Origin of the sequence: Planococcus sp. 11815, assembly GCF_051096385.1 — a bacterium.
Classification (GTDB): domain Bacteria; phylum Bacillota; class Bacilli; order Bacillales_A; family Planococcaceae; genus Planococcus; species Planococcus citreus.
This window is the reverse complement of the sequence record NZ_CP096991.1, coordinates 296,917-310,295: the sequence shown is the minus strand read 5'-3', so window position 1 is coordinate 310,295 and position 13,379 is coordinate 296,917. Positions and strand designations below refer to the sequence as shown.

The window sequence follows — 13,379 nt, the reverse complement described above, 5'->3', positions numbered from 1 at the left end:
CTGCCAGCGTCCCCAAATCCCTTCAGCCAATTTAAAAAAACGCACCCACTATTGGGCGCGTTTGGTCAGAAGCGCATTTCTTCGATGAACAAAAGTTCCGGGAAATCCGCTTCAATATGGTCTTGCAACTCATACTCTTCCAGCAAATCATAGAAGCCTTCATCGTCCAGTTTTAGAAAACGCGGGGAATCCGGTTCATCGTAATGATTGAACTCCACGATGTATTTTTTCCGGCTATTACGGGAAATGCTATAGACTTTGAAGCTCTCGTATTCCACTGCCTCGCCAATCTGCTGGCACGCCAGAATCGTCTCTGGGTCCATCTTTTCCAGATGCATATAGAGAAAAGCTTCTGAGCGCGGCTGTTCTGCAGAAATCGCCGCCATCTTATCGCTATGCCGATTGATGAACCGCTCTGACAACGCCTGATGGAACGACAGCGTTTCCCATTCTACTTGTCCTTTGTGCTTTTCGATAAACCGTTCTGTCAATTTTTGTCCACGCGTCACAGCGAGCCAGTCGACTTTATCGGCGTGGCGGCCAATTAATGTCATCGGCAATTCCTGCTGGTCGCTGAGCGTCTGCCAATCGACTTGGTCCTGGTGCTTCTCGATGAACATCGGCGATAAGCGTTTGGCGGACACGAGCTTCCAGTATTCCCGTTCATCAAAAGGCTGGCCATGCGCTTCCAAGGCTTTCAACTGCTTTGGGGATAGCTGGCCTTCTTCGGGCTGCCATTTTTCAGGGACTGAAAATTCCTCTAGAAAGCGCTCCGATACTTGCTGATGGCGGAGGATTTCATCCCAGTAAAGAAAGCCGCTGTATTGGCGGATAAACTCTTCAGACAGTGGTTGATGCTTGGAAACCAACTGCCAATGGATATTACGCGCATTATCAGCGAGAAACTTTTCCGATAACTGCTCTTCCTCGCTGATTTTCTTCCATGCGACCGAACGCTTGCTTTCTATTCCTTTTTCTTCCATTAGTTGTTCAAGGGTGTCAAACATGAAAACCACTCTTTCCTAAAAGTATTATGTACCATACTACCACGCCCGCACGCATAGTGAAAAAAACCCGCCCACCGGATTTTCCGGTGCACGGGCTGATTTTGGCATATGGCTTATTTTTGCTGGTTCTGTGTATCGTTCATCCGGTTCTGTTCGTCGAGGTTTCTGGCACTGTCCTTAAAAGCCTGTTGTTCTTCACGCAACTCTTGTTCGCGGCGCTCTTCTTCCAGTCTTTCTTTGTTCTTGTCTCTTGCCATGTAGATCCCTCCTTATGTCTTATCCCCCGTATTCCCGTTCTCCAAAAGCTCAAACAAGAAATCTACTTGCTGAAAAACGGCGTAGCTCGGCTTATACTGAAACTAAAATACGGGAGGATGATGGCTATGGCACAGACCATCCGCTGGGCGTACGCCGAGCAATATGAATTCCGCCTGCTTCTCGCCAAAAGCGGCAAGGGTCTTTGTTATGTCGGTTCGCCGGGCGAAGGCCTTATTGAAATGCAGCAGCATTGCGCAAAACGATTTCCAAGCGCCGACTTCGTCCAAGACCCACAAGCGCTAAAGGAATATCAATATGCAATCGAAGCTTGGCTTGCAGGTTCCCGCGAAACATCTTCGTTGCCTCTTGATGTCGCAGGCACTGAATTTCAACGTTCCATCTGGCAATCCTTACAGGAAATTCCTTACGGGCACACCATTTCTTACTCCGAACTGGCTGAACGCATCGGCAAACCGAAAGCTGTCCGAGCAGCCGCTTCTGCAGTGGGCGCAAACCCTTTGCTCCTGTTCATCCCCTGCCACCGGGTCATCCGGAAAAGCGGCAGTGTGACAGGCTTTCGGGGCGGTATGGAACTGAAACATCATTTGCTGGAAACGGAAAGAAAATGAATAAGTAAAAGCAGTTATCCGACTTGATGGATAACTGCTTTTACTTTTGCGCTGGCACAATGCCATGGAGAACGAAATCGGTATAAAGTTCTGCCAACTCGCCAGTCGCCAGTTCACCCCCCGGCTGAAACCATTGATAGCTCCAATTAGTTACGCCGAGCACGGCGAAAGCGATCATCTTCGGATTCAACTCTTTGCGGAACTCACCACTTTCGATGCCTGACAGCAGGACCGATTCGATCTGTTCGCGGAATTGCGCCCGTTTTGCACGAATCGTCTTGGCGTTTTCTTCTTTTAAATGACGCAGTTCGCGGAAATAGACATTGGCAATGGGCCCTTGCTTTTCCATGTCGCCGATCAACAAACGGACAATCGCTGCCAGCTTGTCCTTCGCCGGCGCCGCCTCCTGCAGGATCAATTTTTGCCGCACGAGCAATTCATCGATGTATTGCTGGTGGATGTCCATCAACAATGCGTCTTTACTTTTGTAATGATAGTAGAAAGAGCCTTTTGTCACGCCGAGCGCATCTACAATGTCTTGTATCGACGTTGCGCTATAGCCTTTGTCGACAAATAGCCCAATGCTCTGTTGCATAATTTCCCTTTTCAACACTTGTCACAGCCTTTCCGGACCCCGGATTCCTTGTTCTTTCACTATAACATGGCCGCTTCGTCGAATTAATTTCTGGAGCGGCTAAAAAGGCCGGAGCCTCAGCGCGAGGTCCGGCCTTTTGCCATCATTCAGTTGGTTTTTGGACAATCGCTACCGTGCAGCGCGACACGCAAATGAGCCGCTCTTCTTCATCCAGGATTTTAATATCCCAAATCATCGTCGTGCGCCCTTTGTGAAGCGGCGTGCCGATGGCTGTCACGACGCCATCTTTTTTTCCACGTATGTGGTTGGCGTTGATTTCCAGCCCGACCGCAATCTCGTTTTGCTGGTCAATCGCATGCCAGGTCCCGAAACTTGCCACCGTCTCTGCGAGAACCACCGATGCCCCGCCGTGTAATAGGCCGAATGGCTGGTGCGTCGCTGCATGCACAGGCATCGTCGCGACAATCCGTTCAGCAGACTGCTCCGTCAGCTCGATGCCGAGCACGCCCATGATCGTTTCTTCCATAGGCTTCATCTTCACCATATTTGCCCCTCTTTTCTCATCGCCCATTCAAGACGATAGTTCTCGATATTGTTCGCGCAACAGGAATTTCTGGATCTTTCCGCTGGCATTGCGCGGCAGTTCCTCCACAAAACGGTACGAGCGCGGGCGCTTGTAGCGCGCGAGATTTTCGTGATTGACACAGTATTCTTCCAAATCCTGCTCAGTCAATGATGGGTCTTTCGAGACCACGAAAGCCAACACCGATTCGCCCCATTTCTCGTCTGGGACGCCAAGCACTGCGACATCCTGTACTTTATCATGGCCATGAAGCGCATCTTCCACTTCACGCGGATAGATATTCTCTCCGCCGCTGATAATCATATCATCGACGCGGTCAGCGACGTATAAATACCCTTGTTCATCCATATAGCCCAAGTCACTCGAATGATACCAGCCTTTATAAAGCGCTTTTTCTGTCGCGTCTTCGCGTTGGAAATACCCTGCCATCATGCTCGGCCCGCGCACGATGATTTCTCCGACTTCAAAAGGCGCAAGCACATCTTCCGGTTCTGACGGGCCGTCTTCATTCGGCCGGACGACGCGGATTTCGTGATTATAGGCAGGTTGTCCCGCAGAGCCTGCTTTCGCCAACTGGTCCTCTTCCGATAAAAAAGTGATGGCCGGTCCCATTTCCGTCTGCCCATATGCCTGGATCAAATCGATGCCAAGCACCTCTTTGACACGTTTTACAAGCACAGGTGCCATCGGGGCCGCGCCGTAAAGACCGCGCGTCAAGCTCTTTACTTTCTGCTGCGCGCCGTCGATTTCGGCAATCATGCTCCACATCGTCGGCACCGCGAACATCACCGTCACTCGTTCTTTCTCGATCGTATCCAGCGCCAAAAACGGGTCGAATTGATGCATGATGATACTCGATGCCCCCGCCTGGACGCGTGGGATGATGTTGCAATGCAACTCTGCGCAATGGAACATCGGCGCGGCGACCAAACCAACATCATTCTTTGTCGTTTTGAGCATGGCGATGCACATCATGCTCTGTTCGGCCATGCTGCGATGCCGGTGGATGACGCCTTTCGGACGCCCTGTCGTTCCGCTCGTATACATGATGGCATATGTATCCGATTCATCCATCTCGACACCCGGATCTTCCGATGAAGCTCCTGCGACCTGTTCATGATAATTCTTTGCAAACGATGGCGTCTTGTCATCGATTGTCCAGAACTGGACCGCTGGAAACTGCGGCGCAATGGTCTGTACGACGCCTTCTAGCACTGCTTCGAACAGCACCACTTCAGGCTTGGCATCTTCTATGATGAATGCCAGTTCTTCCGCTTTCAGGCGGAAGTTGATCGGGTTGAAGATTGCGCCGATTTTGGCACAGGCAAATAATGCAGTCGCCAGCTCTTGATTATTGAAAAGATATGTGGAAACGCGGTCCCCTTTAGCAACGCCAGCTGCCGTCAGCGCATTCGCTAAGCGATGCACGTCGTCCCGCCACTGCGCATACGTCCAGCGCTTATTTCTTCTTAAATCGACAAACGCTTCACGTTCCGGGTGCAGGGAAACCGTATGGTCAAATATACTTCCGAGTGTCGCATACATTATTTTTTCCTCCCTCTACTGAATGGTGATTCACCAACAAACTACTTCCATAATGTCAGATTAGAATAAATATTTCAACAATTGTTTTAAGGATAGCTTGTTATAATCCACATCTAATAGACCAGAAGAAATTTTTACCATTATTATTTTTATAGGCAAAATAAAACTCTAAATTAAGCCTTTAGATTTTTGTAACACAAATGTAATATAAAACTTATTGCCTATATTCGTGAAACTGAATACACTTAAAGAAAATTGCATACGCAAGTTATGTTGCGGATATCAAAAGGGGAATGAGCATGAAGAAGCTGATCGGCATGGCAATCACGGCAGGAGTCCTATCCTTGGCACTCGGGGCTGCAGATACAGAAGCAAGTTCGTACAAAATCAAACCAGGCGACACCTTATGGAAAGTAGCTTCAAGCAACGATGTATCTGTTGCCAACTTGAAAACATGGAATCGCCTGAGCACGGATGCCATCTATCCAAACCAAGTGCTGCGCTTGACCTCACCAGCTGCAGCGAGCACTCCGGCGCCATCCGCCCCGGCCGCACCAGCTGCCGCAAAGACTAGCACTTATACTGTCAAAGCCGGTGATACTCTTTATAAAGTTGCCAAGGCACACTCCACATCGGTCGCAAAAATCCAGCAATTGAACAATTTGAGCAACTCCACTATCCGCATCGGACAGAAGTTGAAAGTTAGCGGTACGGCATCAGCTGTCATTGCTTCGCCTTCGCCTTCACCGGCCCCCGCTGCACCGCCAGCACAAGCCAATACGACTACATACCGTGTTGTCTCAGGCGACACGCTCAGCAAGATTTCCAGAAGCCATAAAGTTTCCGTTGCGCAATTGATGAGCTGGAATAATTTGAGCACAAGCAATATCAACGTTGGCCAAGTGCTGAAAATCCAAGGAGGCGCGACTCCTGTTCCTTCGCCTGTTCAAGTTTCCAATCCGGCTTCTTCTTCAAAAGCCGGGCAAGTGCTCTCTATCGCACGCACGCAGCTCGGAGTTCCTTATGCATGGGGCGGCACTACTTCAAGCGGCTTCGACTGCAGCGGCTATTTGTACTATGTCTACAACCGCGCAGGCATCACGATCCCGCGCACGAACACGATCGGCTATTACGCAAGTTCATTTACAGTCAGCTCTCCGCAACCTGGAGACTTGGTATTCTTCAAAAATACGTACCGCCCAGGGATTTCCCACGTCGGTATCTACGTCGGCAACAATAGTTTCATCCATGCTGGCGGAGACCGCGTCCAAATCACCAGCCTCAACGACAGCTATTGGGGCAAGCATTTCGACAGCTACAAACGACTTAACGCCATGAGATAATGCGGCATATAAAAAAGCTCCGGAATTTTCCGGAGCTTTTTTGCGTGTTGATGCAAGTATTTTTGTTTTTTCTATCTTTCTCCCATTGCTTGTGCGATTTTTTGCGCCAGGTCTTTGCCGTTTTGGATGCAAGCGCCGATGCCAACCCCGTAATAGGAAGAGCCGGCCAGATAGACGCCCGGATAGCCACCAGCTAGACGCGCTTCAAGCGACATGACCGCCGTTTTATGGCCCATATGATAGTTCGGCATGAGCTCATTCCACGGCGTGATTTCAACGACAGCAGGCTGTTCCTCGATTCCCAGGCTTTTTTGGATATCCGCTTTCGCTATAGCCGCGACCTGTTCCTCCGAGCTGTTTTGCAGTTCAGCGAATAGCGGGTTTGTGCTCTTATAGAACAAACGCACCAATAATTTTTGCTGCGCCGAGGTATGCGGCCATTTGCGGCTCGTCCAGGTGCAGGCATTGCACGCCAGGTCGCTGCCTTCCGACACGATAAAGCCGGTGCCATCCGCCGGCAATTGTTCGTCTGGCAAGTCGTATCCCAGATACACGCTGATTAACGATGAGTTGATCAATTGGCCAAATTCCTCATCAAGCGTGTCGTCTTTCACCAATGCTTGGGCTTGCTGGTGCGGAATCGCCAACACGATGAAATCCGCCTCGCTCGATGTGCCGTCTGAAAAGCCTAATTTATAGCGTCCGTCTCGCTTCTCCAACGAGTTCGTCTCGACGCTTTTTCGGACGAGAGCCGTTTCCATCTGTTCTTCGAGGCGGTCGATCAAAGCCGCCATCCCTCCGTCGAATGAAATGAATTTCTTATTCGCCGCACCTTGGAAGGTTTCCTTATGCGCTTCGAACCCTTTGATGATGCTGCCGTAGTCATTTTTATAATCGATTAAATACGGCAAGGTGGACGCTAATGTCAATTCTCGCAATGAACCCGAATAAACGCCGGACAAGACAGGCGCAATCTGGCGGTCCACCAATTCTTTGCCGAGAAACGCTTCCAGGAATTCCCCGATTGAGCTGTCTTTCGTAAAACGGTCGTTTACGGTCTCAAAATCTTGCATCGCCCGCTCTTTTCCCTGCTGTGACACGAGCGTCGAACTAAACAGCGCTTCGCGGTCCATCGGGATGCCGAATACTGTATCTTTCGGGATGGCATGCAATTGATTGTCGGTATACAGATAAGAAATGCCGGTCCCGTTATAGACCATCTGTTGTTCAAGCCCGAGCTCTTCCACAAGCGGCAATACGCTGGCATGGCGAGCGACGATGGAATCCGCGCCCACTTCCATCGTAAAGCCCTCTTTTTTCACCGTGCGGATCTTCCCGCCCAGCTCCTCATCTTTTTCAACAAGCTCCAATTCCAACTCGAGCCCGTGCTGCTTTTTCATTCGTTCTAAATAATGCATGGCGGAAAGGCCTGTAATTCCTCCGCCGATGACCACGGCTTTCTTCATCCGAATCACTCCTTGCTTATATATAATTCCGCATTTTCTATAACGGAAATAGTCGTAAATGAATTTATTCAGCTTACTGCTTCTATCTATATTTTACCAAGAAGCTGCACATTTCCCATCCATCAATATATCATTTTCAACACGATTTTCGCCATTCGTGGTAGGATTTAACCGTAGTCATTTAAAGGATAGGAGAGGTTCAAATTGATGAATCCGATTGATCAATTGATCATGGAAAGAAGATCGATCAAAAAGTTCAAACCAGACGCTGTCGATGTCGAAGAGATCATCGACTTGCTGAATATTGCCAAATGGGCACCTAACCATAAAGTGAACGAACCTTGGCGCTTCCAACTCTATGCGGGTGCTGGCAAAGAAAAATTCGTCCAGGCATTCCTCGATTCGATGAAAACACCGGACGGCGACATTCCGCAAAAAGTACTCAATAAAGCCCAGTATTTCCGTGACATCCCACTCCACTTGGTGGCCATCATGCCGGTCGACCCGCGCCAGCGACGCTTCGATGAAGATTATGGCGCACTTAGTTCCATGCTGCAAAATTTCCAATTGGCTGCTTGGCAGCGCGGCATCGGCATGATCTGGCGTTCGAACGACTGGATTTACAACCCCGTCTTCCGTGAAGCCATCGGGGTCCAACCAGGCGAAAAAATCGTTGCTACCATGATGATGGGCTACCCTGCCCATGTGCCGGAAAAACAAGCCCGCACTGACATTCGCGAAAAGCTGGAAATCATCGATCAATAACGAAGAAAAAGAGCATCAAGGCTGATGCTCTTTTTTATTTCAAAACAGATAAAGCACCCACTGCGCCGGAATACTCGCCGTTATCCGGGAACAACGGCGTCGAGCCGCGCAGAATAGTGTAGCTTGTGACAACTTCTTTCAAAAGGGCATTGTCGCTGAATGAAGACCCGATATAGACAATCGTCGAGCTGCGGCATTGGCGCGCTGCATGAACACTGACTGTGCTGACCGTTTCACCGACCAATCCAATGACTGTTGCAAGCAGCTCTTCTTTCGACAATTCATGTGAAATGGAGAACAGGTCTTGCCCAAAATTACTGGCAGTCAACTCACCCGAAATCGGCGGCTCTTTGCCCTCATAGATATGTTTCACTTTCAAATCGATGCGTTCACGCGATCCGCGCTTCGCGTGTTCAACGATTTCATCGAAGCTGGTGATCCCCGTCAGCAAATGGCTGAGGCCGATCAGCGTGCCGCCCCCGATTCCGGTACCGCCGAGACGCTCCTGCGTATTATCCTGCACGCAGTGGATTGACGTGCCGGTTCCGACATTGGTGACCAAATAAGCTTCCTCGTGAAGCCCCATGCGTTCAAGCAAGACTTGGACGCCCAAATGAGTCGCTTCAAATTCCACCATTTCCTGGACGGATTTCTCCAGCAGCGACGCAAGCACACCTGATTTACCGCCGGTCAAACATACTTCACTAGCCGAAAGCCCGTTGATCCACTCCGCTACCAAACTGATTTCAGCAATCGGGTATTTTGCAAAATGAATCGGGCCCCCATCGGTATAGGCCACCTTGATCAGTGTCCCGCCCGCATCTATTCCGACTTTCATCTATCTGCACCTTCTCTTCTTAAAAGCACTTTTACTGCCTTACATAGTTTTTAACATATGGGGAAATTCTAACATATTCGCGCAGCGAGCGGGAGGAGTTTGCCCCGTTCCACTTTGTGCTTTAAAAGTTTTTCATTTTTTAGGATTAACCTCTAGAAAATATGGGAATAGAATCTTCAGCAAACCGTTTAATAACTCGTACTGAATTTTCTTTGCTTCTGCAAGGAAGATTTTGTGGGAGGTGATTAAATGGGGAAGATCCAGGGAATACCGAAATTGCTCGAATATCTGGAGCAGCGAAGTTGCCCCATGACAGAAGAGCAGATTCAGCAGCTCCTGTCGGAACGAACAATTCCGCATGCCCGGCCTTATGGCGATATGATCCTGTTCGACGAAAACCACATTGAGTGGTGGATTGAAGAGCAGCGGAAAACGGATAAATCAGTGATGGATTAAATGCAAGAAAACCCCCAGACTTTGTGTCTGGGGGTTTTTGAATGGTTTCAGTTACCGGTCCAATCCATTAGCATAAGAATTGCTGAGAATCTTGAACAATTGATCGAATTTATTGAGGATGTCGAGCGCCAATAAACCATTGCCTTCCGCGGTTTTCGGATAACCAAGTGGAATCGTGCGCCGGACAAGCTGCGCATACAATTCCGCCTCTGTCAGCTCCCGGTCGAAGTCACGCTCGGAAATATTGCGGATCAATGCCAAGGCTCCCGACACATGCGGCGTCGCCATCGAAGTGCCGGACAGACTGGCATATTTCCCTTCCAAGTAAGTCGAATAGATATTGATGCCCGGCGCTACAAGATCGATCTCGTTATTGGTATTGCTGAACGGTGCAATGCGCCGGTCGAAATCGACAGCGCCGACTTGAATGACTTCGCCGTACGCGCCAGGGTAGGCGAATTCGTCGGTATCATGCGCATCGTCTCCTTCATTTCCAGCTGCACAGATAACCGGAATCCCAGCATCCACCGCCCGTTTCACGGCTTCGTACAATTCAGGGTGGTCTTCAGGGCCGCCAAGCGACATCGAAATGACCGTCGTCTTTTGCCCTTCCGGACCGCGCCAATCGATGGCATAATGAATGCCTCCAATGATTCCTTCATAGCTGCCGCTGCCTTCTTTATCGAGTACTTTGACAACGAGCAGATCAGCAAGCGGCGCTACGCCCACTACGCCATCCTCGTCTCTTAAGGAAGCGGCGATCGTCCCGGCGACGTGGGTGCCATGCCCGTTATAATCCTCGAATCGTTCTGGGTCCCCTCCGTCATCATGCGTGAAGTTTCGTCCGCCCACAATTCGCGCCTCCAGATCGGGGTGATCGGTCTGACAGCCTGTATCCAGTACGGCGACCACGTTGCCTTTGCCGTGTTCGGCATTCTCCCACACTTCAGGAGCCTGGATCATCCGTACGCCTTCCGGGATGCGCGGCGGTGCGGCCGTCACTTGTTCAACGCGGTATGGAATCAAATGAATATTTTTCATCGAAAATTCCTCCTTCAGATCATTTCCTTCATTCTACATGACTGGCGCAACTAAAATCAAACGTTTGTTCGTATTTTCAATTGGAAAGTTGTTCTTATTAGTTTCAAGAAAGAGACAGGAATTTCCTGCTTATTGAAGAACACAAGAAAGATGCCGAATAACGAGGAGACCATAACAATGACTACATGGCTATTGTACGGAGCGACAGGATATACGGGAAAATTGATTGCAGAACAAGCAGTTGCACGCGGATTGCGGCCGATTTTGGCTGGGCGCAGCAAGGAAAAAGTCCAACCGCTCGCCGAAGAACTCGGTTTGGAATTCCGCATTTTTGAATTGGATAATCAAACAGCCCGGCATTTGGAGGGGATCGGTCTCGTGCTGCACTGTGCTGGCCCATTCGAAAAAACCAGCAAGCCGATGATTCACGCCTGCTTGGAAGCCGGTGCCCATTATCTCGATATCACTGGGGAGATCAGTGTGTTCGAACATACCCACTCTTTGCACAAAGCAGCGCAAAAGAAAAATATCATTTTATGTTCTGGAGTGGGCTTCGATGTCATCCCTACTGATTGCACTGCATTAAAGCTGAAACAAGCGTTGCCCGATGCTGTCGAGCTCGCACTCGGCTTCGATTCGGATTCCGGCATCTCGCCAGGCACGATGAAAACGATGGTCGAAGGGCTCGGCGGAGGCAATGTCATCCGTAAAGACGGACAGCTCACTACTGTCGCGATCGGCAAGCACCAGCGGATGATCGATTTCGGGCGCGGCCGGAAATCCGCCATGGCGATTCCCTGGGGTGATGTGGCTACTGCTTACTACACCACCGGCATTCCCAATATCACGGCGTGGATTCCGACACCGAAACCGGCTGCTAAAGTGGCACGGCTCATGAATGTGGCGAGTCCCCTGCTGTCTTCTGAAAAAGTGAAAAAGCCTTTGCTGAACTGGATCGACCGGCGCGTCAAAGGCCCAAACGAGGAAGAACGCGCCGGCAGTGCTGCTTACATTTGGGGACAAGCCAAAAACGCGGTCGGTGTCATCAAGACATGCCGAATCGATACCGCAAACGTCTATGACCTGACCGTTTACGGTGCACTCGAAGTGACGCAGCGCATATTGTCACGCGATTACCCAGGCGGCAGTTGGACCCCCGCCGCATTGTTCGGGCCAGATTTGCTTGAAAGCCTACCCGGGTCAGGACGCTTTGAAATCGACAGCTTTTATCCGGGAACCGCCCACTAGATTTACCCAAAACAAAAAGGCTGACATGGCGTCAGCCTTTTAATAATTGCATGCGTTTATTGAACAAGGTTGGATAGGACAAGTATCCGAGGAACACGCTCGTTACTGCAGCGGTCGTCAGTAACAAGAACATAATGAGCAACTGGAATTGCACCGCTTGTATCGGGTCTGCCCCTGCGATGATCTGTCCGCTCATCATGCCCGGCAATTGGACGAGTCCGACCGTCTTCTGGCTCTCGATTGTCGGGATCATGCTCGCCTTGATCGAGTTGATCAATTGGCGGTGAATGGCTTGTTTCGGCGTTCCGCCAAGCGACAAGATCAATTCCGTCTGGTCCTGATGGTCTTCGACTTCCGCCGTGAAACGATTCAAGAACAGGATCGACAGCACCATCGAGTTGCCGATGACCATGCCGCTGATCGGGATGATGTATTGTGCTGTAGCCGGCGTGATGTTGAAGCCGATCAAAATCCCTTGTGTCAACACTTCCACAAAGATTAAGGTGACGGCAATCTTCCACGTAATCCCTTGGATGGCTGCGCCTTTTTTCTGCGCGTTATGGGTTGCCGCAACGATCATCAGTGCGACCATCAAGAAGATGTAGAGCAAACTTTCGGAGTCGAAGACGAATTTCAAGACATACCCAACAGCGAGCAGCTGGATGATTGAGCGGATTGTTGCGACCGTCATATCGCGGCCCAGCCCTAAATTCAATGTTTTCGACAATACTAACGGGATGAGGACAAAAATGAGCGTCAGCGATAAAGCCCAATAACTCATGACACCACCCCTTTCACAAATTCATTAACGCGCTGATTCTGCGGATCTTCAAGCAGCGAACTCTCGCCGGTCTCCACCACTTGGCCGTCCATCATGACCCATGTGTAATCACCGATTTCGAGTGCCTGCTGAAGATTATGGGTGATCCAAATGATTGTCGTGCCATATTTCCGGTTGATTTTGCTGATCAACTCTTCCACTTCAAGCTTTGAAGCGCGGTCGAGTGAAGAAGTGATTTCGTCCATCAAGAGAATCTCCGGTTTGTTGACAAGCGTTCTCGCGATGGAAACTTTCTGGCGCTGCCCGCCTGACAGTTCTTTCACTTTACGGTCCAGCAAATCCCCTTTCAAGCCGACATCTTCGAGCAGCTCAAGCGCGTCTTCTTTCGCCAATTGCTGCCCTTGCAATTCCAAAGGCAAATTCAAGTTTTCGTATACAGTGCCGCTGATCATCGGCGCGCTCTGCAACGCCATCCCGACCATCCGGCGCAATTCCACCGGATCGTATTCGCCAATCGCTTTATCCTTTACGAAAATTTCTCCATTTGCCGGAGAAATAAGGCCGTTGCATAATTTCAGCAGCGTCGACTTCCCGGCGCCGGAAGGCCCTACTAGGGTCGTGATACGGCCTTGTGGAAATGAACCGGTAATATCGTTCAAGATTTCTATGTCTCCAATGCGATAATCCACGTGCTGAAAGTGGATTGCAGGTTTGTACTGGGTGCTCATGCCCACACCTCCCAAATTCTCAAGTTTCTTATTTATAATTATTCTAATGTAGATATCATATCACAACTTCACAGCTCAACCAAGTAATTGAGAATA

General features: G+C 49.9%; 15 protein-coding genes. 5 read left to right on the top strand and 10 right to left on the bottom strand.

All coding sequences use genetic code 11. The features are described 5' to 3' along the window. Positions 1–65 precede the first annotated feature (65 nt). Both M1Q06_RS01705 and M1Q06_RS01700 read right to left on the bottom strand, forming a co-directional pair. The gene (locus M1Q06_RS01705; RefSeq protein WP_434401190.1) at positions 66–1,007 is read right to left on the bottom strand and encodes a hypothetical protein; all 942 of its coding nucleotides are present in this window, start codon (positions 1,005–1,007) and stop codon (positions 66–68) included. 113 nt (positions 1,008–1,120) lie between these two features. Continuing rightward, on the bottom strand, positions 1,121–1,264 hold the full coding sequence (locus M1Q06_RS01700; protein ID WP_157073521.1) for a hypothetical protein: 144 nt from the start codon (positions 1,262–1,264) through the stop codon (positions 1,121–1,123). A 126-nt stretch (positions 1,265–1,390) separates the two neighbouring features. On the opposite strand from M1Q06_RS01700, the gene M1Q06_RS01695 reads away from it, so the two are divergent. Then, entirely contained in the window at positions 1,391–1,894 is a 504-nt protein-coding gene (locus M1Q06_RS01695; protein ID WP_434401188.1) for a methylated-DNA--[protein]-cysteine S-methyltransferase, read from the top strand. Between the two features lie 40 nt (positions 1,895–1,934). On the opposite strand, the gene M1Q06_RS01690 is transcribed toward M1Q06_RS01695, so the two are convergent. From M1Q06_RS01690 to M1Q06_RS01680, 3 genes are all read right to left on the bottom strand, one after another. Then, the gene (locus tag M1Q06_RS01690) at positions 1,935–2,489 is read right to left on the bottom strand and encodes a TetR/AcrR family transcriptional regulator (RefSeq protein ID WP_434401186.1); all 555 of its coding nucleotides are present in this window, start codon (positions 2,487–2,489) and stop codon (positions 1,935–1,937) included. Between the two features lie 142 nt (positions 2,490–2,631). Then, entirely contained in the window at positions 2,632–3,015 is a 384-nt protein-coding gene (locus M1Q06_RS01685; protein WP_206662496.1) for a hotdog fold thioesterase, read from the bottom strand. 45 nt (positions 3,016–3,060) lie between these two features. Further along, positions 3,061–4,617 carry a fatty acid--CoA ligase gene (locus M1Q06_RS01680; RefSeq protein WP_434401184.1) on the bottom strand — a complete coding sequence of 519 codons (1,557 nt, stop codon included), beginning with the start codon at positions 4,615–4,617 and terminating at the stop codon, positions 3,061–3,063. Positions 4,618–4,916: 299 nt separating this feature from the next. On the opposite strand from M1Q06_RS01680, the gene M1Q06_RS01675 reads away from it, so the two are divergent. Continuing rightward, positions 4,917–5,960 carry a LysM peptidoglycan-binding domain-containing protein gene (locus M1Q06_RS01675; protein WP_434401182.1) on the top strand — a complete coding sequence of 348 codons (1,044 nt, stop codon included), beginning with the start codon at positions 4,917–4,919 and terminating at the stop codon, positions 5,958–5,960. A 71-nt stretch (positions 5,961–6,031) separates the two neighbouring features. Here M1Q06_RS01675 and M1Q06_RS01670 read toward each other — a convergent pair whose 3' ends face one another. Then, on the bottom strand, positions 6,032–7,426 hold the full coding sequence (locus M1Q06_RS01670) for a protoporphyrinogen oxidase (RefSeq protein WP_434401180.1): 1,395 nt from the start codon (positions 7,424–7,426) through the stop codon (positions 6,032–6,034). Positions 7,427–7,633: 207 nt separating this feature from the next. Between M1Q06_RS01670 and M1Q06_RS01665 the strand changes: the two genes are divergently transcribed. After that, positions 7,634–8,191, top strand: coding sequence for a nitroreductase family protein (locus tag M1Q06_RS01665; protein ID WP_434402791.1), 558 nt, complete (start codon positions 7,634–7,636; stop codon positions 8,189–8,191). 34 nt (positions 8,192–8,225) lie between these two features. Here the strand turns inward: M1Q06_RS01665 and coaW are convergent, their stop codons facing one another. Beyond that, entirely contained in the window at positions 8,226–9,029 is an 804-nt protein-coding gene (coaW, locus tag M1Q06_RS01660) for a type II pantothenate kinase (protein ID WP_434401178.1), read from the bottom strand. 249 nt (positions 9,030–9,278) lie between these two features. Here coaW and M1Q06_RS01655 point away from each other — a divergent pair, with 249 nt between their 5' ends. Continuing rightward, positions 9,279–9,485 carry a hypothetical protein gene (locus M1Q06_RS01655; RefSeq protein ID WP_121300766.1) on the top strand — a complete coding sequence of 69 codons (207 nt, stop codon included), beginning with the start codon at positions 9,279–9,281 and terminating at the stop codon, positions 9,483–9,485. A 51-nt stretch (positions 9,486–9,536) separates the two neighbouring features. On the opposite strand, the gene M1Q06_RS01650 is transcribed toward M1Q06_RS01655, so the two are convergent. Then, positions 9,537–10,526 carry a S8 family peptidase gene (locus M1Q06_RS01650; protein ID WP_434401177.1) on the bottom strand — a complete coding sequence of 330 codons (990 nt, stop codon included), beginning with the start codon at positions 10,524–10,526 and terminating at the stop codon, positions 9,537–9,539. Positions 10,527–10,703: 177 nt separating this feature from the next. Here M1Q06_RS01650 and M1Q06_RS01645 point away from each other — a divergent pair, with 177 nt between their 5' ends. After that, positions 10,704–11,774: a saccharopine dehydrogenase family protein gene (locus M1Q06_RS01645; protein ID WP_434401175.1), complete on the top strand. Its 1,071-nt coding sequence runs from the start codon at positions 10,704–10,706 to the stop codon at positions 11,772–11,774. 31 nt (positions 11,775–11,805) lie between these two features. Here the strand turns inward: M1Q06_RS01645 and M1Q06_RS01640 are convergent, their stop codons facing one another. Beyond that, positions 11,806–12,555: an ABC transporter permease gene (locus M1Q06_RS01640; RefSeq protein ID WP_434401173.1), complete on the bottom strand. Its 750-nt coding sequence runs from the start codon at positions 12,553–12,555 to the stop codon at positions 11,806–11,808. Continuing rightward, positions 12,552–13,283, bottom strand: coding sequence for an ABC transporter ATP-binding protein (locus tag M1Q06_RS01635; RefSeq protein ID WP_434401171.1), 732 nt, complete (start codon positions 13,281–13,283; stop codon positions 12,552–12,554). Before M1Q06_RS01635 ends, M1Q06_RS01640 begins: the two co-directional genes overlap by 4 nt. Positions 13,284–13,379 lie beyond the last annotated feature (96 nt).

Excerpts from the sequence above, each read along its gene's own strand:
- M1Q06_RS01705 (WP_434401190.1), bottom strand. The coding sequence starts at position 1,007 with ATGTTTGACACCCTTGAACAACTAATGGAAGAAAAAGGAATAGAAAGC.
- M1Q06_RS01700 (WP_157073521.1), bottom strand. The coding sequence starts at position 1,264 with ATGGCAAGAGACAAGAACAAAGAAAGACTGGAAGAAGAGCGCCGCGAA.
- M1Q06_RS01695 (WP_434401188.1), top strand. The coding sequence starts at position 1,391 with ATGGCACAGACCATCCGCTGGGCGTACGCCGAGCAATATGAATTCCGC.
- M1Q06_RS01690 (WP_434401186.1), bottom strand. The coding sequence starts at position 2,489 with ATGCAACAGAGCATTGGGCTATTTGTCGACAAAGGCTATAGCGCAACG.
- M1Q06_RS01685 (WP_206662496.1), bottom strand. The coding sequence starts at position 3,015 with ATGGAAGAAACGATCATGGGCGTGCTCGGCATCGAGCTGACGGAGCAG.
- M1Q06_RS01680 (WP_434401184.1), bottom strand. The coding sequence starts at position 4,617 with ATGTATGCGACACTCGGAAGTATATTTGACCATACGGTTTCCCTGCAC.
- M1Q06_RS01675 (WP_434401182.1), top strand. The coding sequence starts at position 4,917 with ATGAAGAAGCTGATCGGCATGGCAATCACGGCAGGAGTCCTATCCTTG.
- M1Q06_RS01670 (WP_434401180.1), bottom strand. The coding sequence starts at position 7,426 with ATGAAGAAAGCCGTGGTCATCGGCGGAGGAATTACAGGCCTTTCCGCC.
- M1Q06_RS01665 (WP_434402791.1), top strand. The coding sequence starts at position 7,634 with ATGAATCCGATTGATCAATTGATCATGGAAAGAAGATCGATCAAAAAG.
- coaW (WP_434401178.1), bottom strand. The coding sequence starts at position 9,029 with ATGAAAGTCGGAATAGATGCGGGCGGGACACTGATCAAGGTGGCCTAT.
- M1Q06_RS01655 (WP_121300766.1), top strand. The coding sequence starts at position 9,279 with ATGGGGAAGATCCAGGGAATACCGAAATTGCTCGAATATCTGGAGCAG.
- M1Q06_RS01650 (WP_434401177.1), bottom strand. The coding sequence starts at position 10,526 with ATGAAAAATATTCATTTGATTCCATACCGCGTTGAACAAGTGACGGCC.
- M1Q06_RS01645 (WP_434401175.1), top strand. The coding sequence starts at position 10,704 with ATGACTACATGGCTATTGTACGGAGCGACAGGATATACGGGAAAATTG.
- M1Q06_RS01640 (WP_434401173.1), bottom strand. The coding sequence starts at position 12,555 with ATGAGTTATTGGGCTTTATCGCTGACGCTCATTTTTGTCCTCATCCCG.
- M1Q06_RS01635 (WP_434401171.1), bottom strand. The coding sequence starts at position 13,283 with ATGAGCACCCAGTACAAACCTGCAATCCACTTTCAGCACGTGGATTAT.